Source organism: Oceanobacillus sp. FSL K6-2867 (assembly GCF_037963145.1).
Taxonomy (GTDB): Bacteria; Bacillota; Bacilli; order Bacillales; family Amphibacillaceae; genus Oceanobacillus.
In genome coordinates this window covers 1,526,412-1,544,408 of the sequence record NZ_CP150144.1, presented here as the reverse complement: position 1 = coordinate 1,544,408, position 17,997 = coordinate 1,526,412, and the positions used below count along the sequence as shown (strand labels likewise).

Genomic DNA, 17,997 nt, shown 5'->3' with positions numbered 1-17,997 from the left:
TTTTCAGTTTCTGCAGTTGTCTGATAAACGGCTACCAGTGCTGTGCTCCAGTTCTCCTGTTTTCATAAATGTTAAAATAAAAAAGAATACAAAGCTTATTAATAATACTGTTCCACCGATAATAAAAAAGCTTGTTGTAAATGTGTCCCCGATATTAAATGGACGTACGAAATAAAGCCACATGCCAATCGTTAAACCGAAAGTGCCAACAATTGTTGACCACACATGGATTGCTGCCAGCATTCGATTTGCTGGGGTGAATAGTTTATAAAAAACTGCAAAAGCAAACAAAGACAACCAACCGACAACCAGGATATGTGCGTGAACCGTTTTAAATTCATATCCACCTGCACCTGCCATATGGGAGCCGATAACTGCTCCAAGCAGTGCGAAAAAAGCTGAGAAACGTAATAATATTGTACTGTAATGTTTCACACTTATCTCTCCTTTGCGCTGTATTTAGTGTACAAACAGAATGTGAACAGCGTATGAACAGACGGTTACAGTATTTAATCGGCACTTAGGAAAATTATCCCTTTCAAAGAAGACTTGTCGAATGTGAAATCTTCTACAGGTTGTTTAATTCCAGCACGATTGGACAGTGATCACTCCCCATGATTGACGTATCTGCTCGTGAATCCCTCAGAACTGGAACGAGTCTCTCAGAGACGATAAAGTAATCAATCCGCCAGCCAACATTTCTTTCGCGAATCGTTTTCATATAGGACCACCAAGTGTAAATATCTGTTGTGTCAGGGTGAAAGTGCCGTAACGTATCAACAAATCCTGAACCAAGTAAACGAGTCATTTTCCCGCGCTCTTCTGTTGTAAAGCCGGAATTTCCATGATTGGTTTTAAAATTTTTCAGATCGATTTCTTGGTGGGCCACATTGAAATCTCCACAGTAGATAACAGGTTTAACTGCATCTAATTCTTTTAAATAGCTATATAATTCATCTTCCCATTCCAGTCGATATTCAAGTCTGCTCAAGTCTCTTTTGGCGTTTGGAGTATAAACGTTTACTAAAAAGAATGTCTCAAATTCCAGTGTGATAATTCTGCCTTCATCTTGAACCTCTTCGTTATTTAAGCCATATGTGACCCGAATCGGCTTTTTCTTCGTGAAAACTGCTGTCCCCGAGTAGCCTTTTTTAACAGCATAATTCCAGTACTGCTCGTATCCTTTTAAATCAAGATCGATTTGACCTTTCTGTAATTTGGATTCCTGAATACAGAATATATCAGCATCTACCTCGTGGAAATAATCAAGAAAACCTTTCTTAACACATGCACGAATACCATTAACATTCCAAGAAACAACTTTCATCGCAAATATTCATTCCCTTTGTTTAATCTGTTTTGTCTATTTTACCATAGGGAGTTATACAACACGGTTTTTTTGACAGAAAATAAGGTGGAATGTCATACGGTGTTGAATAATATTTCCCAGGAAATAGTCTACAAAAGCTTGTCGAAAAATAGTTATTGACAGTTTATGTGTATGAAGCATATAATACACGATAGAGCGTATCAACCACTTAATACACAATTTTATTGTTTGTGTATTAAGTGGTTGATACAGGTTATGAACTTAGGAGAAGTATAGGAGCGTGTGCTGATGAATGTAAGCTTTAATAAACGGGATCCCGTATATCTGCAGGTTGTTCGCCAATTTAAAGAAAGGATAGCAACAGGATCATTTGAACCCGGACAAGAGATTCCATCACGGCGTGAGTTAGCCAATCAGTTAAAAATAAATCCAAATACTGCACAACGAGCATATAAGGAAATGGAGGAAGAAGGATTGATATATACGGAAGGCAACAACCCAAGTAGGATTACGAAGGATGAACATGTACTTGCTGCGGTTAGAGGAGAGTTGCTTGAGGAAGCGGTCGATTCTTTTATTACATCGATACGACGCATCCAAGTTCCTTTTGATGAGCTTGTAGAAGTAATGAAAGAAAGTTATCAAAGACAGAGTGAGGAAGAAGGGGGGAAATAAGGTGATTGAAGTTAAAGATATTACGAAAAAGTTTGGCCGAAAACAAGTGCTGAGGGGTGTAACATTTACTGCCGCCAAGGGAGAAATTACATGTCTAATTGGCATTAATGGCGTTGGGAAAACAACGATTTTAAACGCCATTATGGCATTAACACCGATCAACAGTGGTCAAATCCTTATTGACGGGGCAAAAATCAATAAGAAAAGCTATGAAAAAATTACGTTTATCCCAGATGCAATTACCATGCTTCCGCAAATGACAATTGGACAATCGATGCAATTCATGCAGGATTTTTACGAGAGCTGGAACCAAGAGCGAGCAACGGAACTGCTTGGATTTTTTAAATTAAAACCAGAAGAAAAAATTTCGAGTCTTTCAAAAGGGAACACTGCCAAAGTAAATCTCCTTTTAGGCTTAGCATTAGATGTTGATTACCTTTTAATGGATGAGCCTTTCTCTGGAATTGATATTTTCAGCCGTGAGCAAATCGCTGAGGTATTTACAAGTCATTTAGTAGAAGATCGCGGGGTTATCATTACAACACATGAGATTAATGATATTGAGCATTTAATTGATCAGGTAATTTTATTGGATGATGGTATTGTGGTAAAAGCATTTAATTCCGAAGAGGTACGTGAAAATGAAGGAAAATCAGTTGTTGATGTGATGAGAGAGGTGTACCAGCAATGAATAGATATGTAAAGCTTTTAAATTTTGAGCTTGGTCGTTTTATGAAGATCTATATCGCTTTAATTGGAATAACGATTGTTTCGCAACTTGCTGCAGTAATTGTTGTCTCTAAAAGCTATTTAAATAATGCCAATCAAGCGATGAATGTAGACCATATGTCAATCGAGACGTTTATTGAGCAGTATGGGAGAATGTCTTTCAATGATGTCACCAATTCAATCTTGTTTGTCGGCCCAATCGCACTTTGTATTGTAACGCTATTGATTTATTCACTTTTTATTTGGTATCGTGATTGGTTTGGCAAGAATACGTTTATTTATCGGCTGCTTATGCTGCCAACTGCACGTTTAAATGTATATCTGGCTAAGGCTTCAGCAATATTTCTTTTCGTTCTAGGGTTGGTTGGTTTGCAGATCATATTATTACCGTTGGAGCGCATGGTTTTACAATGGATGGTACCAATTGATTTGCGCTGGGATTTATCGATTAATGAGATGATTCGTAACTTTGATCGTTTGGGAATTATGTTTCCGTACTCAATTGCAGAATTTGCCATCCATTATGGTCTCGGTTTTATGGCTGTGTTTGTACTTTTCACAATCATTATGTTTGAGCGCTGCTATCGTTTAAAAGGGATTTTATTAGGTATTGGATATGGAGCACTAGCTCTGATTGTATTTTTCTTACCGATATTCGTCCAGGAATTTATGCTTTATAACTATTTCTATCCAGAAGAGCTGTTTATGCTTATGTTAGTGACCGGATTACTTGTTACGGCTGGATCCATATGGATGAGCAATCATTTATTAACAAGAAAGATACGGGTTTAAGGAGGGAGGATCAGGATGAAACGTTATTGGAAGTTAATTTTACTTGTTAGTTTCATTGTGCTTGTGATTGGGGCATTCTATATACAAACAAGTACAGCTACAAGCAGATTGCCGGAATTTGTTTTTGAAACCGTAAGTGGGGACGAAAAGGAGATAGAGAAGCTTACTCTAGAGGCTAGTTTTATTCAAGAGGGCATAGGTGATTCATTTCAGCTGAACGCTGATGGCACAACATATTGGGGTGAATATACTTATTTTGAACGCATGTTAGGAGTAAATCAAAGCCCTAAAATGGAGCGACTCCAGAAAGACTACAGGGGTTTCATGCGTGGCAAAAGTATGACTCCGTATCATTTCTATGAGGATGAAAACTTGCTCGTATATGTCAATTTAACATGGGATACAATGAATGGCTATCAACCGAATGATTTTGAACTTGATATAGGCATATTAGACAAAGTGTCGAAAGAGGAGACTTCTTTTCAAGCGCCTATTCCAGTGAATAAAAATAGCATGATTTATTCGATGGACGTAGAGGGAATTCATATCATTGATGGACAATTAAAAGTTATATCGCGTAACTATAGCTATGATAAGCAATCGGAGAAAGATATTACAGCTTACCAAGTTTATCTAGTCGATATTGCAGCAGAAACAATTCAAAGCGAAGCTATCATTACAGCGAAAGAAGATGAAGTTTCATCCAACCAATACAGGGAAATTCGAATAGTCGATAATAAATGGGAGGATATCCAGCAGCCAATGGAACAGGTTGTATTTGGAGAAGAACTTATAGAGGAAAGTGTCATTGATGAATGGGAGTCAACCTATGAAACGATCGATCGTGAACTCTTTCATTACAACTTGGTGACAGGGGAAAAAGAGCAAATAAAATTACCGAAAGGGATTTCAAATAATGCATTTCCATATACAGCGAATGATGAAATGATTTATTTTACAGAAGATGTCGAAGGGAAACTGGAGATAACTTCTTTTAACATGGAAAATGGAAAAATCGAAGCGAAGCAAACGATAGCAATTCCGGAAGTCACCGATGAACTAGGTTATATGTATAAAATATATGGCGAGAAGGTGTATGTTGTTCCTGCATCAAAACTTCCAAAACAGGATCTGTCTTTGTACATTATTCATTTAAGAACAGGAGATACACTATACGAAGGAAAGATTACAATGAAGAATCCAAAGAAACAGGATATCGATTACGATCTGGATATCCATTCAATCGAATTGGATGAATAATGGGGGACTTATTTTGATTACAGTAAAACAATTAAGCCATCATTTTGTACTAGGCAAGAAAAGGCAGGAAACAACGTTACCAGTTCTTCAGGATATCTCATTTCAAGTGAATGAAGGTGAAATAGTAACGATTGTTGGAAAAAGTGGTTCAGGAAAATCTACGCTACTGAATTTGATTAGTGGCTTTATTCGTCCAACAGAGGGCGAAATCTGGATAAATGATCAGAGAGTGAGTGACTTATCGGAGTCTGGATTTGCAGATTTTCGTTTAAAGCATATGGGATTTATTTTTCAAAGCTTCCAGTTAATTCCCAGTATGACAGCTTTTCAAAATATTGAATTGCCATTAATTTTAAATGGTGAAAGTGAATCATCACGCAAGGAAATAACGCTTGCTATTCTGGAGAAGGTTGGCTTAATAGAATTCGCCGATCATTATCCAAGTGAGTTATCTGGTGGTCAGCAGCAACGTGTCAGTATTGCGAGAGCATTAGTATTAAACCCACCGTTAATCCTCGCTGATGAACCAACCGGAAGTTTAGACAGCGAAACAGAGGCAGAGCTGCTGCAATTGATTAAACAGCTCAATTTGGAAATGGGGATCACATTTCTTATCATTACCCATGATGACGAAGTAGCGGCAATTGGTGACCGAACCATAACGATAAGTGACGGACGAATTGCAGAGGGGGTTAGATCCCAATGAAAATAAAAGATCAATTTCGCTTCGTTCTGCAGAATCTTAAAAAGAATAAAGTAAGAACAGGGATGACTATTCTAGCAACGGCAATGGGATGTGCCTTCCTTATTGTTTTAGCATCTGTTGGATATGGGCTGCAAGAGAGTATTATTAAAGAGACGTTGGAACAGCAAATTGTTACAGAAATTGATATCCATGGACATCTAGAAAAGGATGGTAACTATCGCTCCCTAACGATGGAAGATATTGATTACTTAGAGTCTATTGATAATGTTAATGCTGTAACACGGAAAAATCAACTGCGTCAATTTCCGACTTTTTCCCTGGATGAATATGGATCAGAAACAACTGCTGTATCAGCACATTTTCCGTCTGAGGTAGATGCGGGGTTGGAGCTTGATAAAGGAAGGCTGCCGGAAAAGCCGAATGAAGTAGTTGTAGGCTATCATTTTCTGGATTATTTTGTACAGGATGTGAAAGGTGAGGATATATATGATGAAGCATCTGGAGAAATTAAAGGGGAATATCTGTATCAAGACAATTTAATTGGACAAACGTTAAATATGACAGTGAAAAGGAATTTAGAGGTTGATGGAGAGGAAAAGGCTGTACCGCTTACTGTTGTTGGAATTTTAAAAAAGCCAACGAAAGATTGGATACAAGATCAGAATGTATATATTTCTGGTGAGGTTTTTACTGATGTGGAAGCTTATACCGGAGCACCTGGTGGAGAATTAGGTGTTGATGGAGACCAGCTTGATTCAGCAACTCTCAATGCATTTGATGAAGTAAAAGTGTATGCAACGAACCTGGAAGCAGTTCAGGTTATTGTGGATGAACTAGACGATGCAAATTATGCTTCATATTCTGTTGTTAGTGAGATGAAGCAGATCAACATGCTGTTTACAATCATGAAAGCAGGCTTAATTCTAATCGGTACAATTGCGATTCTTATTGCTTCAATTGGTATTTATAATACGATGACAATGGCGGTAACAGAACGTGCCCCAGATATTGGTATTATGAAGGCAATTGGTGCAAATCCCAAGACAATTAAACAAATTTTTCTGCTGGAAAGCAGTTATATCGGAATTGTTGGAGCGTTCATAGGTACCTTAGTAGCTTACGTGGTCAGTTCCTTAGTAAATATAGGTTTGCCAATTATTATAGAGTTTGCCTTTCAGGAAGAGCTGCCAGAACAACTGCAATTTTCGATGATACCTGTTAGCCTTGTTCTCATTTCTGTGGGAATTTGCTTGCTTGTGACGATTTTATCTGGTTTGCGCCCAGCAAACCGTGCCACAAAAATTGATGTTTTAATGGCAATGCGAAGAGAGATATAGCAATATGTAAAAATGTGCTTGAATCGTTAGGATTCAAGCACATTTTCATAAATTCTGCGTATCTTTTCTTCTAATAAATCCAAATGTACAATTCGTGCTTCCCGTATATATTCTTTTCCATCTACAAAAAACAATAGAACAGGGATGGTAAAGATTGAAAAACGTCCAGCTGCCATTTGAACTTCCTCTACATTAATATGAGCTGTATTTATTTGTGGATAGGATTCCATCAATTTTTCAACCTGTGGTAATAGCCCATGACAAACACTGCAATTTGGCCGGGAAAAATATAGGAAAGAAAGCTGGTTTTCTGTTATAAATCTTTCTGCATGTTCGATGGTTTTAATTTTCATAAATTCGCTCATTGTAATAAACCTCCGTCTGCCTGTCTTTCTTAAAGTATAGCAAGAAAAAGAAGTTTTTTCATGATTAGGTTTAATAATAGTGCTGAAAGGAAATGAAAATAAAAAGAGACAATGAGGTGAGAAGTCAATGCGCGATAAAGATAAACGTTCTACCAGTAATGAGAAGCCGAAGTGGAATGAAGAGAGAAGAACGAAGCTGGATGAACAGGAAGAGCAAAAGTTTGTGGATGATATACCGATGGAAGATTTAAAAATAGAAACACACGACGAAAAAAAGAAGACGAAAACGAAGGACGATTCCCAAAGTGAAAGAAAGTATAAACGGAAAAACATTACGGAGAATTCAGAATGAAAGACCCTAAGCCGATGCTCAGGGTCTTTTTGTTGCTGCGGTAAAAACCTTTCTTTCATATACTAACATGTACAAGAATGATGGCCCGGTGGTAATGGTCTAATAGGATCTAAGCAAGTGATAGCGCAAAAGCATTCTAAATCTAGTGTGATACAGATACCAGTTTTTTTGAAGTCTACTGTATGATGATGAGATTTACTTTCAAAGAAATCAACTAGTTTTTCTCCTTTATGCGTTACTGGAATACAATGTTCATTTACAGGCTGTAATAATTCAACCTCGACACAGCAGCTGTGTGGAATAAATCGTATAGCCCGCAAGACTGGTGTTTCGATTGCAGCAAATGTATCATAATCATGATGGCATCCTTTTTTTTCTTTTTTATGAACACCGCTTGCAATAAATGGTTTAAGGCTGCCTTTGTTAAATAGAACAAATGGAATGGTTGTGTTCATATTTTTGCTTTTAGAATGTGATGAAAGTAATTGTTTAATAGAATTTTCACAGCTGCTGCTGCAGTGTTTGTTTTTGTCTCTATCGGATACTTCTTTCTGTGCACAGACTATCTTTCTTACTACTTCACAAACACAATTATGATGATTGCATGGATGGGGATTATGACTCATGAATTGTCGCTCCTTTCTCTGTTGCTGTATTTACTATCAAGATATGTTGATACTCTCGCGATGCCTGTATAATAGTCTAATAAATTTTGGGAAATGAAAATTGTACGGATGAAGTAGGGTAGATGCATAATAAGCTCGTGATGGAGAAGGGAAATTTTATGTTAGAAGGTATAATTTGTGGGAAGGCTGTCGGATTGAGAGTGAATGTGTCGATAAATCCCCCCTAACGAATTATTAGGAGGGATTTTTTAAATAACATGTATTTAAAAGTTTAAAAGTGAAAATCAACTTGTTTATTCTCTTGTGACTCATAGCCTTTCATATATTTAATTCGTCTTTGTGCTGAAGATTGGCTTACTTGTTCATCAGCATGGTAAGAAGAGCGTACCAATGGACCAGACTCACAATGTGAGAAGCCTTTCTCGAGAGCGATTTGTTTCAATTCTTCAAATTCATCTGGATGGTAATACTTTTCAACGTTTAAGTGCTTTTTCGTTGGTTGTAAATATTGTCCAATTGTAACGATATCCACATTATGGGCACGCAAATCATCCATTGCCTCGATGAGTTCCTCTTTTGTTTCTCCCAGTCCGACCATAATACTGGATTTTGTAGGAATAGCTGGTGCAATTTCTTTCACACGTTGAAGCAGCTGTAAGGACCGGTCGTATCTTGCGATGGCTCGAACGCGTTTTGTTAATCGTCTAACGGTTTCAATATTATGATTGAAAATATCTGGTTCGCTATCCATCAGCGTATGTAAGCTTTCATAATCACCTTTCATATCAGATGGCAGAACTTCTATCGTACAGCCTGGGTTCTGATGACGAATTGCCCGGACAGTATTGGCAAAAACAGCTGCTCCTCCATCTTCCAGGTCATCACGCGCAACCGCTGTCACAACAACATGTTTTAGCCCCATAATGGAAACAGAGTCAGCAACTCGCTTTGGTTCACCCAGGTCAAGCCCGCTTGGAAGACCTGTTTTCACTGCACAAAAACGGCAGCCCCGAGTACATGTATCGCCTAAAATCATAAACGTGGCTGTTTTTCGTTCGCTCCAGCATTCATAAATATTGGGACATTTTGCTTCTTCGCATACTGTATTCAGTCGTTGATCACGCATTAAGTGCTTTAGTTTTTTATAGGATTCATTTGTGTTGATTTTGGTTTTAAGCCATTCTGGTTTACGAATATGTTCTGCCTGTTTAGCCAATGCTAGCACGCTCCTTATTTTGAGTTAGATTCCATGCTTTCGATTCATATTTTGATTGTGCTAATTGCTGTACTTCTTGCCATTGGGTTTCTGTTAATTGCAAAGGATGGAGCTCAAGATTTAAACCTTTCTTGAAACCCGCTTTAAATGCTTCCGTTAACATGTCATAATGATACTTTCGATTTGTCAATTGATTAATTGTGACGGCTTTTTTGAAAAAAGCGTCTCGACTCCGTTCTCGTAAACGTTCGGAGGAAAATAAGAATAAATCAAAGAGCATCTCTGTATCCATGCTCATTGGAATTGAGCCATGCTGCATAAGTACGCCTTTTTTTCTTGTTTGAGCATTTCCAGAAAGCTTTTTCCCTTCTACAACCATTTCGTAGAATGCAGGTTTTTCAAAACATATTGCTGTTCTGCCTCTGGCCTTTTCCCTGTCTGGAATTGCGTACTCAGCGGGGATGCCTAAGTTGTGATAACCTTCAAATACCCCTTTGGATAGTACGTGGTATGCTTCTTGAACGGACACAGGAATATCTGGGTCATTCTCTGAAATAACAAGGCTGTACGTTAATTCATCGTCATGAAGCACTGCACTGCCACCGGTTAATCGTCTGACAAATTGGCATTTATGCCGTTCTATTGCATCGAAATCAATCTTTTTGTCAACCTTTTGAAAGTAGCCGACAGATAAACTAGGTGCTTTCCAGCCATAAAATCGTAATGTTGGTGGGATTTTACCTTCATGATGCCAGTTGATTAAGCACTCATCAAATGCCATATTCCACGAAGCATCCTGAAAGCCGGTATTAATAAAAGCCCAATGTTTCTTCAATGTAGACACCTCCGATGAAAAGAATACCTTTTTGAGAGCTGCTAGATGCTGAGATATAAAGCGTCAATGCTGCAGTGAGCGCTTACGATTCTTTATTTAAAAAAGACTGCATCAAATAGAATGCAGTCTTTAATAAATTTATCCATCGATAACATATTAGATCCATTTTCGACTGCACATTCCCCACGCTAGTATTACCTAGTTCGGGTTCAAAGGGTCAGGCGCGGAACGTCTTTCTCAGCCAAGCAGCTCCCCTAGTGCGTATTTATTTATTCGAATTACATGCTAAGCTTACTGCTTATTGTAATAATTGTAAAGATAAATACAACAATTAGCGTTAAGAATTTTTATACTAGTTCGTATTCACGTACAAACTAACCTGATATGTGTGTTTTACCGAACTTTATGCATGTTTGTTTGAATGCTTCCTTTTATTAGCTGCTGGATGTTTTTTCGTTTTCCCTCATGCAGCAGCTGAACAATTTTACTTCCAACGATGACACCATCACATGCTTCTGAAAGCTCCTGTGCCTGCTCGGAATTTGAGACACCGAACCCTGCAAGAACAGGGATAGAACTATTCTTCTTAAGAAGTTTCAAATAATCATGCACTTTCATATCGTGTGATTCACGCTCTCCTGTTGTCCCTTTAACAGCAACCGCATAGAGAAACCCTTCTGAACGTTTTGCTAATTCTATTAAGCGTTCTTCTGAACTTGTCATTGCTGCAAGGCGAATAAAAGCAATGCTCTGATCATATAAAGCACCAGCTACAATCTCTTCTTCTTCCATCGGTATATCAGGTATAATGACGCCATCAACCCCGGCTTCAAAGCAATCCTTGGCAAATTGGTCAACCCCGTATGCTAGAATTGGGTTTAAATAAGTCATGATAACAATAGGAATTGAACGATTATCCTTAAAGGCTGCTAGTTTTTTTATAACTGTTGCTAGAGTTGTTCCATCCTGTAATGCACGGATACCAGCCTCTTGAATAATTGGTCCATCTGCAACAGGATCGGAGAAGGGGATACCAACTTCAATTGCTGCAGCCCCACAATCTTGTAGGAAGTGTATTGTTTCTTCTAAGTGATTGAGTCCGCCGTCCCCAGCCATCATATAAGGAACGAAGATTTTCTCATTCGCATTTATTCTGTCCTCCAGTATACGTTCTAACTTTGCTTTACCCATTACATGTTCCCTCCAATCCTGTTTTTTACCTGTTCGACGTCTTTATCTCCACGTCCTGATAAGCAAACGACGATATTGTCTTCTTGTGGCATTTCTTTCGCAAGCTTCATTGCATATGCAATTGCATGTGCGCTTTCTAGTGCAGGAATAATTCCTTCTGTTTTGGATAAAAACTGGAAAGCTTCAAGTGCTTCATCATCTGTAATGGATGTGTAATTCACCCGATTTATTTCATGCAAGTGACTATGCTCAGGCCCAACACCAGGATAGTCAAGTCCGGCAGAGATAGAGAAGGCTTCCTCGATTAATCCTTCTTTATCTTGGAGTAAGTAAGTTAAAGTACCATGCAACACACCGACTTCGCCGCCAGTTAGAGTTGCGGCATGCTGATTTGTTTCAAGACCAGCGCCTCCAGCTTCTACACCGAATATTTTTACATCTGTATCCTCAATAAATGGATAGAACATCCCCATTGCATTACTGCCGCCACCGACACAGGCGATGATTGCATCTGGCAGTTTACCAGTTTGATCGAGGATTTGTTTTTTTGTTTCTTTCCCGATAATAGATTGAAGATCACGAACGATCTTCGGAAATGGGTGCGGACCAACAACAGATCCGATAATATAGTGGGTATCATCGACATGATTAACCCAGTAACGCAATGCCTCATTAACAGCATCCTTCAAAGTTCCACTGCCTTGAGAAACTCCACGCACTTCAGCACCTAACAATTCCATACGAAACACATTGAGCTTTTGACGACGGATATCTTCTTCACCCATAAAGACAATACATTCTAGCCCAAGTAATGCACAAACGGTTGCTGTTGCGACACCGTGCTGGCCCGCTCCTGTTTCAGCAACAACCTTTTTCTTGCCCATTCTTAAAGTTAGCAATGCCTGCCCAATCGTATTGTTAATTTTATGTGCACCTGTATGGTTTAAGTCCTCTCGTTTCAAATAAATATTAGCACCACCAAGTGCTTTGGTGAGTTTCTCTGCATAATATAATGGTGTTTCCCGCCCGACATATTGCTTTAAATAGTAGTTTAGCTCCTGGATGAATTCAGGATCCTTCATTGCCTTTTCATAGGCTTCTTCTAATTCGATGACTGCTGGCATTAATAGCTCTGGAACAAACTTTCCTCCGAATTGGCCATACTTTCCAGCCTCGTTTGGCATGGTATAGATTGACATTTATGACACCCTTTCTTTTGTTTTTGCATTTTTTATAAATTTTTCTATTTTATTTAGGTCCTTCTCTTTATTTGTTTCCACACCGCTGGAAACATCAACGGCAGCAGGGCGTACGGTGCTGATCGCTTTGGCCACATTGTCCGGAGTAAGCCCGCCTGCCAGCATGATTTTTTCACGATTGATGGATAGCTGATCAGCTAGACTCCAATCGAAGGCAATTCCGCTTCCGCCTCTTCGGGAATCTACGAGACTATCAAGCAAATAATAGTCGCAAGGATAAGTACGAATGGAAGTTAGTGTATTTTTGTTAACAGGAAATGCTTTAATAATTTCATATGGCAGTTGCTGAGCGATCGCGGGAGGCTCATCTCCATGCAATTGAATCGTATTTAAGCCGACCATCTGGGCAATCTCCTTCATCGTTTCGGCAGCTTCATTGACGAAAACACCAACTTTTTTAATGGAAGAAGGGATAGAGTTTGCAATAATCGCAGCTTCCTCGGGAGAGATTTGCCTCGAACTCCTGGCAAAAACAAAACCGATATAATCAGCTCCAGATTTTACTGCAGCAGCAGCTGCCTCCTTTGTAGTAATGCCGCATATTTTGACGATCATTTAGTTCACTCCTCTTACTGGCAGGGGAATTTGCAGCTGTTTGAATGTCTCATCTACATTGTCTGATCGCATCAGTGTTTCGCCGACAAGGACGACATTTGCTCCTGCATCAGCAGCCCGCAATACATCCTCATTTGTCTTCATTCCACTTTCACTAATCAGAATCGTTTCTTGTTTTGTTATCAGCTTTGCAAGCTTATCGGTTGTCTCAAGGTTGACTTCAAATGTTTTCAAATTCCGATTATTAATGCCGATAATTTCTGGATCTACTTTCAATGCCCGCTCTAATTCTTCTTCATTATGAACCTCGCAGAGTACTTCTAGATTATGGCTCGTTGCATAGTTGTATAACTCAGTAAATTGTTCTTTGGATAAGGCGGCAATAATAAGCAAAATAATGTTTGCCCCGGCAGCTTTCGCATAATCAATTTGAACCGGATCAATGATAAAGTCTTTACATAGAATTGGAATAGCTACAGCTTCTCGAACAGCTCGTAAATCGTCCATTGAGCCATTGAAAAAAGGTTCGTCTGTCAGTACAGAAATAGCAGCGGCACCGGACTGTTCATATTGCTTCGCTTGTGTAACGGGATCCACCGACATATGAATCGCTCCTTTTGATGGGGAGGATCGTTTAATTTCAGCAATAATATTCATATGTGCTGCACCTTTTACCCTGCTTTTGAAAGTAGGAACTGGAGAATGATTCCTTTGCTCAATTGTTTTTGTTTTCAATTCTGCAACTTCTTTTGCTTTTTCGGTTAAAATTTTTGCTAAGAAAGTCATTTAATACACCCCACTTGGAATTTTTTTGCTGTATGCTACTAAATGCTGTAAACGTTCTAAGGCTGCACCTGATTGGATGCTTTCTCGTGCTAATTCAATTCCATCCTGAGGACTGTTTGCTTTGCCATTTGTAAATAAGCCAAGTCCTGCATTTAATAAAACTGTATCCAAGTATGGCCCGGGGGTCCCGTTTAAAACAGATTTGAGGATTTCTGCATTTTCCTTCGCGTTCCCACCGCGGATACTTTTATTTGGATAAACGGATAAGCCAACCTCTTCTGGATGGATGGTTGTTTCAGAGAGTTTCCCATTCTCGAGGATAATCAAGTGATTGTCTCCAGCCAGGGAAGCTTCATCCATTGAACCAGCACCGTTAACGACAACAGCTCGACGTCTGCCTAATTTCTTTGCAGCTTCAGCGATAATGGGCAGTAAATCTTTACGGTATACACCGATCAGCTGGGTATCAAGCTCAATTGGATTTGTCAGTGGGCCAATTGCATTGAATATTGTTGGCAGTCCCAAATGCTTCCGAACGACTGAAAAAGGGCGAAGTGCTTCATGAACATGTGGAGCGAATAGAAATGCAATTTTATTTTCTGCAAGCATTTCACTGACATGGTCGTTGGAAAATGAAAGGGAGACACCTAGATGTTCCAGGACGTCGGCACTTCCAGTTTTGCTGGAGATGCTTCGGTTTCCATGCTTTGCAACTGTAACGCCAGCCCCTGCGATAACAAATGCAGAGGTGGTACTAATATTAAAACTGTTGGACCCATCTCCACCGGTACCACAGTTATCCATTGCATCTTGGATTGGACTCGTTTGGAAGGAGGACTTCTCCCGGATTACTTCAACAAGTCCAGCAATTTCATCTGCGGTTTCTCCTTTAATCTGTAACGCAGTTAGAAATCCAGCAATTTCGGATTCAGTCACATCGGTTGTAAAGCAGTAATTTGCAGCATCCTTCATTTCTTCTGCTGTTAAATGTTCACGATTCATCAATTTTTTAAGATACGGTTTCATTTGTTAAATACTCCTTTCTGATTTCTTTCATAAAGTTTTGAATCATTGTTTTTCCTGATAGTGTACCGATCGATTCTGGGTGGAACTGCAGGCCGTAAAGTGGAAATTCTCGGTGCTTGAGTCCCATAATCTCTCCATCCTCAAGTGCATGGGCTACAACCTCAAGTTCTTGCGGAAGTGAGTCACGATCAACTACATAGGAGTGGTAGCGCATGACTTCAATTGGGTTTTGCAAACCTTTGAAAGCCCCAGCATTCTGATGAGCCACGAGAGAGGTTTTGCCATGCATAATTTGCTTTGCAGGAACGACTTTTGCTCCTAATGCTTCTCCAATAACTTGATGGCCGAGACATACTCCTAATATTGGAGTAGATTTGTAAAAGTGTTTTATGAGATCAATACAAATACCTGCTTTGTCTGGTAAACCAGGTCCAGGAGAAATAATAATCGCTTCCGGTTCCAGCGTTTCAATTTCGGCAATGGGAATTTTATCATTGCGAATAACCTGGATTTCAAGGTCTAATTCCGAAAAATATTGATATAGGTTATATGTGAATGAATCATAGTTATCAATTAAAAGAATCAACTTTCTGCACCTCCATTAGTGATCTTGCTTTATTTAATGTTTCCTGATATTCATTTTCCGGTATCGAATCGTACACAATACCTGCACCTGCTTGTAAATATGCTTTCTTATTTTTAAGAATAAGCGATCGAATTGTAAGGGCAATATTCAAGTCATGGTTAAAGTTTATGTAACCAATTCCGCCACCATATGCGCCGCGTTTTTTATCCTCAAGGTCGTTTATAATTTGCATCGCCCTTATTTTAGGGGCTCCGGAGACTGTGCCAGCAGGCAGGCAGGAAATAAGAGCATCAATTCCAGTTAAATGCTTCTTTAATTTTCCTTTAACTTCAGAGACGATATGCATCACGTGCTGATATTTCTCGATTTTCATGTAGGTCGGAATCGTGATGCTGCCGATTTCACAAACGCGGCCAAGATCATTTCTGCTTAGGTCAACAAGCATCCGGTGCTCCGCGATTTCCTTTTTGTCGGCAAGCAGTTCTTCCATCAGTGCCTCATCCTCTTCCGGTGTGTTTCCACGTGCTCTGGTACCTGCAATCGGATTTGTAATAATTTCATTACCAGTCGTTTGAATTAAACTTTCTGGGGAAGCACCTAAAATTACATAATCTTCAAAGTCGATAAAAAACATATATGGTGAAGGGTTTGCTGTTCTGAGCTTTTCATAAAAATAAAAAGGAAATTCAGGATGCTCATCAATCGTCGCTGTCATACGCTGTGATAGAACCACTTGGAAAATATCGCCTTCTTTAATATGCTTTTTTGCTATTTTTACTTTTTCTTGAAAGCTTTCTGAAGTCGTTTCTGCTTCGAACTCAATTGGACTGAATCTCAGTTTGCTATGAATTTCCGTGTTGTTTAATGATTTCTCTAATGACTCAATACGTGCATCTAATACGGTTTCCGGCTGATTATCCAGATTCATAGCAATCAAATAAATTTCATTATCTGTATGGTCAAATACAATAACATTTTGATAAAGCATGAAATGAATATCAGGCATATTCAGGTCATCTGGCAGGGACTTACCAATGTCTTCAAATTGCCGAATTGAATCGTAGCCGATATAGCCAATGGCTCCCCCGAAAAAAGGGAGTTGCAAGTCTGTTTCAAATTTAGGCATATGCTTTTTGATATGGTTGAGCGCATGTTCTGGCTGGATTTCAATCGTGTTTTTTTCACAGTGATGAACTGTTGTTTTATTTCCCATACCAACAATTTCTTGGTAAGGATCTACACCAATAAAGGAATATTTTCCCTTTTGTTCATGTTGGAACGTGCTTTCCAGCAGGAATCTTTTTTTACCTGCGAGATTTTTGAATATGTGTATCGGAGTTAACCCAGCAGCATCTATTTTCTTATACGTATAAGCTTTATTGGTTACCTGCATTCTGTTCATTCCTTTCTATTTTTGAAAATAAAAAAATCCTCTATAAACACAAATCGAATGTGTCTATAGAGGACGTATGTGACCGCGGTGCCACCTCACTTGAAAGAAAAACCTTTCATCTTTTTCGGATACGGGATGCCAACATTGCAGCTTAACTTCATCCGATATCCTATCCGTATAACGGCGGAATTCCGTGTTTCCATACTCAAATGTTCAGGAAACCTCTCGTAAGTCCATTCAACAACAATCCACGTACTGGAATTCCACCTGCACCAGCTCTCTGGAACGCTTTAATTGCTGCCTACTCCTCTTACTCAAAGATTTAGGTATTTAGTTTATTAGAAACGCAAAAAAATCCCTTATCCAAAAAAGGACGAGGGACCGTGGTACCACCTTTATTAGCTGAAAACAGCTCACTTTAGCAATATCAAGCAACCATGCTTGATATCTGTCTCTTGTAACGATGAGACATTTCGCCAAAGCCTACTGCAATTGGTTCGGTTTGGAAGCTCAGAAGCCCATTCATCTAAACGATCACACTGGTTTGCACCAACCACCAGCTCTCTAAAGTGTCAAAATAGATTACTATTCTTCGTCATTGCTTAAGTTGATTTAAGTTATTGGAATCAATACTAGAATAGTTTGAAATAAAAGTCAAGGGTTATTTCTGACTTTTTCTTTTTATAAATCGTATTTGAAAGAAACTCCGGATTAGTGCAATTACGGTATGTGCGTATACCCGCTCCGGAAACACACTCCGCTTTTCGCGGGTGTCCCGGCGCTCTTCGAACTCCGTTCTTCAGAGTCTCACTCTGGCCACGTATCCCGCAGGAGTCTGCGTGTGTTACCTCCGCTAATTTTGCTTTGCTACATTCCACAGTAGTAACATAAACAAAGTTTTCATTTTAACCAGTCCGGGTGAGCGGAAGGCGGTGACTCCTCGAAAATAGGATGTAAATGCTGACGAAGCATTCCTTG

The 17,997-nt window shown here is 39.2% G+C and carries 20 protein-coding genes, 1 riboswitch and 2 other annotated features; of the genes, 7 read left to right on the top strand and 13 right to left on the bottom strand.

All coding sequences use genetic code 11. From position 1 onward, the window contains the following. Positions 1-3 precede the first annotated feature (3 nt). Together NSQ77_RS07615 and NSQ77_RS07610 are read right to left on the bottom strand one after the other, a co-directional pair. Complete coding sequence (locus tag NSQ77_RS07615; RefSeq protein ID WP_339230038.1) at positions 4-435, bottom strand: hypothetical protein; 432 nt, start codon at positions 433-435, stop codon at positions 4-6. Between the two features lie 133 nt (positions 436-568). Next, entirely contained in the window at positions 569-1,327 is a 759-nt protein-coding gene (locus NSQ77_RS07610) for an exodeoxyribonuclease III (RefSeq protein ID WP_339230036.1), read from the bottom strand. A gap of 291 nt (positions 1,328-1,618) precedes the next feature. Between NSQ77_RS07610 and NSQ77_RS07605 the strand changes: the two genes are divergently transcribed. The 6 genes from NSQ77_RS07605 to NSQ77_RS07580 are packed head-to-tail and all read left to right on the top strand — an operon-like array spanning position 1,619 to position 6,829. After that, positions 1,619-2,005, top strand: a complete 387-nt coding sequence (locus NSQ77_RS07605) for a GntR family transcriptional regulator (RefSeq protein ID WP_339230035.1) — start codon at positions 1,619-1,621, stop codon at positions 2,003-2,005. A gap of 1 nt (position 2,006) precedes the next feature. After that, complete coding sequence (locus NSQ77_RS07600; RefSeq protein WP_339230033.1) at positions 2,007-2,696, top strand: ABC transporter ATP-binding protein; 690 nt, start codon at positions 2,007-2,009, stop codon at positions 2,694-2,696. Further along, on the top strand, positions 2,693-3,526 hold the full coding sequence (locus NSQ77_RS07595) for a hypothetical protein (RefSeq protein WP_339230032.1): 834 nt from the start codon (positions 2,693-2,695) through the stop codon (positions 3,524-3,526). Before NSQ77_RS07600 ends, NSQ77_RS07595 begins: the two co-directional genes overlap by 4 nt. A gap of 15 nt (positions 3,527-3,541) precedes the next feature. Continuing rightward, on the top strand, positions 3,542-4,786 hold the full coding sequence (locus NSQ77_RS07590) for a hypothetical protein (protein ID WP_339230030.1): 1,245 nt from the start codon (positions 3,542-3,544) through the stop codon (positions 4,784-4,786). A gap of 13 nt (positions 4,787-4,799) precedes the next feature. Then, on the top strand, positions 4,800-5,492 hold the full coding sequence (locus NSQ77_RS07585; RefSeq protein WP_339230028.1) for an ABC transporter ATP-binding protein: 693 nt from the start codon (positions 4,800-4,802) through the stop codon (positions 5,490-5,492). Beyond that, positions 5,489-6,829: an FtsX-like permease family protein gene (locus tag NSQ77_RS07580; protein WP_339230027.1), complete on the top strand. Its 1,341-nt coding sequence runs from the start codon at positions 5,489-5,491 to the stop codon at positions 6,827-6,829. Before NSQ77_RS07585 ends, NSQ77_RS07580 begins: the two co-directional genes overlap by 4 nt. Positions 6,830-6,855: 26 nt before the next feature. Here the strand turns inward: NSQ77_RS07580 and NSQ77_RS07575 are convergent, their stop codons facing one another. Beyond that, a complete protein-coding gene (locus NSQ77_RS07575; RefSeq protein ID WP_339230025.1) occupies positions 6,856-7,194 on the bottom strand; it encodes a thioredoxin family protein in 339 nt (112 codons plus the stop codon). 127 nt (positions 7,195-7,321) lie between these two features. On the opposite strand from NSQ77_RS07575, the gene NSQ77_RS07570 reads away from it, so the two are divergent. Next, the gene (locus NSQ77_RS07570; protein WP_339230023.1) at positions 7,322-7,546 is read left to right on the top strand and encodes a hypothetical protein; all 225 of its coding nucleotides are present in this window, start codon (positions 7,322-7,324) and stop codon (positions 7,544-7,546) included. Positions 7,547-7,608: 62 nt separating this feature from the next. Here the strand turns inward: NSQ77_RS07570 and NSQ77_RS07565 are convergent, their stop codons facing one another. From NSQ77_RS07565 to trpE, 10 genes are all read right to left on the bottom strand, one after another. After that, positions 7,609-8,172, bottom strand: coding sequence for a CotY/CotZ family spore coat protein (locus tag NSQ77_RS07565; protein WP_339230021.1), 564 nt, complete (start codon positions 8,170-8,172; stop codon positions 7,609-7,611). A gap of 271 nt (positions 8,173-8,443) precedes the next feature. Next, complete coding sequence (gene lipA, locus NSQ77_RS07560) at positions 8,444-9,388, bottom strand: lipoyl synthase (protein ID WP_339230020.1); 945 nt, start codon at positions 9,386-9,388, stop codon at positions 8,444-8,446. Continuing rightward, on the bottom strand, positions 9,381-10,169 hold the full coding sequence (locus NSQ77_RS07555) for a lipoate--protein ligase family protein (RefSeq protein WP_339230958.1): 789 nt from the start codon (positions 10,167-10,169) through the stop codon (positions 9,381-9,383). Before NSQ77_RS07555 ends, lipA begins: the two co-directional genes overlap by 8 nt. Before the next feature lie 216 nt (positions 10,170-10,385). Continuing rightward, positions 10,386-10,489, bottom strand: a riboswitch (TPP riboswitch). Positions 10,490-10,616: 127 nt separating this feature from the next. Beyond that, the gene (gene trpA / locus NSQ77_RS07550; RefSeq protein ID WP_339230018.1) at positions 10,617-11,414 is read right to left on the bottom strand and encodes a tryptophan synthase subunit alpha; all 798 of its coding nucleotides are present in this window, start codon (positions 11,412-11,414) and stop codon (positions 10,617-10,619) included. After that, positions 11,414-12,613, bottom strand: coding sequence for a tryptophan synthase subunit beta (trpB, locus tag NSQ77_RS07545; protein WP_339230017.1), 1,200 nt, complete (start codon positions 12,611-12,613; stop codon positions 11,414-11,416). Before trpB ends, trpA begins: the two co-directional genes overlap by 1 nt. Then, positions 12,614-13,228: a phosphoribosylanthranilate isomerase gene (locus NSQ77_RS07540; protein WP_339230015.1), complete on the bottom strand. Its 615-nt coding sequence runs from the start codon at positions 13,226-13,228 to the stop codon at positions 12,614-12,616. Beyond that, on the bottom strand, positions 13,229-14,014 hold the full coding sequence (gene trpC / locus NSQ77_RS07535) for an indole-3-glycerol phosphate synthase TrpC (RefSeq protein WP_339230014.1): 786 nt from the start codon (positions 14,012-14,014) through the stop codon (positions 13,229-13,231). Continuing rightward, positions 14,015-15,040: an anthranilate phosphoribosyltransferase gene (trpD, locus tag NSQ77_RS07530; RefSeq protein WP_339230012.1), complete on the bottom strand. Its 1,026-nt coding sequence runs from the start codon at positions 15,038-15,040 to the stop codon at positions 14,015-14,017. After that, on the bottom strand, positions 15,024-15,626 hold the full coding sequence (locus NSQ77_RS07525; protein ID WP_339230011.1) for an aminodeoxychorismate/anthranilate synthase component II: 603 nt from the start codon (positions 15,624-15,626) through the stop codon (positions 15,024-15,026). Before NSQ77_RS07525 ends, trpD begins: the two co-directional genes overlap by 17 nt. Further along, positions 15,610-17,019, bottom strand: coding sequence for an anthranilate synthase component I (gene trpE, locus NSQ77_RS07520; RefSeq protein WP_339230009.1), 1,410 nt, complete (start codon positions 17,017-17,019; stop codon positions 15,610-15,612). Before trpE ends, NSQ77_RS07525 begins: the two co-directional genes overlap by 17 nt. Before the next feature lie 65 nt (positions 17,020-17,084). Next, positions 17,085-17,346, bottom strand: a binding site (T-box leader). A 39-nt stretch (positions 17,347-17,385) separates the two neighbouring features. Further along, positions 17,386-17,627, bottom strand: a binding site (T-box leader). Positions 17,628-17,997 lie beyond the last annotated feature (370 nt).

Bases quoted from the DNA above. Each gene is read 5' to 3' on its own strand.
- NSQ77_RS07610 (WP_339230036.1), bottom strand. From the start codon at position 1,327: ATGAAAGTTGTTTCTTGGAATGTTAATGGTATTCGTGCATGTGTTAAG.
- NSQ77_RS07605 (WP_339230035.1), top strand. From the start codon at position 1,619: ATGAATGTAAGCTTTAATAAACGGGATCCCGTATATCTGCAGGTTGTT.
- NSQ77_RS07595 (WP_339230032.1), top strand. From the start codon at position 2,693: ATGAATAGATATGTAAAGCTTTTAAATTTTGAGCTTGGTCGTTTTATG.
- NSQ77_RS07590 (WP_339230030.1), top strand. From the start codon at position 3,542: ATGAAACGTTATTGGAAGTTAATTTTACTTGTTAGTTTCATTGTGCTT.
- NSQ77_RS07580 (WP_339230027.1), top strand. From the start codon at position 5,489: ATGAAAATAAAAGATCAATTTCGCTTCGTTCTGCAGAATCTTAAAAAG.
- NSQ77_RS07575 (WP_339230025.1), bottom strand. From the start codon at position 7,194: ATGAGCGAATTTATGAAAATTAAAACCATCGAACATGCAGAAAGATTT.
- NSQ77_RS07570 (WP_339230023.1), top strand. From the start codon at position 7,322: ATGCGCGATAAAGATAAACGTTCTACCAGTAATGAGAAGCCGAAGTGG.
- NSQ77_RS07565 (WP_339230021.1), bottom strand. From the start codon at position 8,172: ATGAGTCATAATCCCCATCCATGCAATCATCATAATTGTGTTTGTGAA.
- NSQ77_RS07555 (WP_339230958.1), bottom strand. From the start codon at position 10,169: ATGGCATTTGATGAGTGCTTAATCAACTGGCATCATGAAGGTAAAATC.
- trpA (WP_339230018.1), bottom strand. From the start codon at position 11,414: ATGGGTAAAGCAAAGTTAGAACGTATACTGGAGGACAGAATAAATGCG.
- trpB (WP_339230017.1), bottom strand. From the start codon at position 12,613: ATGTCAATCTATACCATGCCAAACGAGGCTGGAAAGTATGGCCAATTC.
- NSQ77_RS07540 (WP_339230015.1), bottom strand. From the start codon at position 13,228: ATGATCGTCAAAATATGCGGCATTACTACAAAGGAGGCAGCTGCTGCT.
- trpC (WP_339230014.1), bottom strand. From the start codon at position 14,014: ATGACTTTCTTAGCAAAAATTTTAACCGAAAAAGCAAAAGAAGTTGCA.
- trpD (WP_339230012.1), bottom strand. From the start codon at position 15,040: ATGAAACCGTATCTTAAAAAATTGATGAATCGTGAACATTTAACAGCA.
- trpE (WP_339230009.1), bottom strand. From the start codon at position 17,019: ATGCAGGTAACCAATAAAGCTTATACGTATAAGAAAATAGATGCTGCT.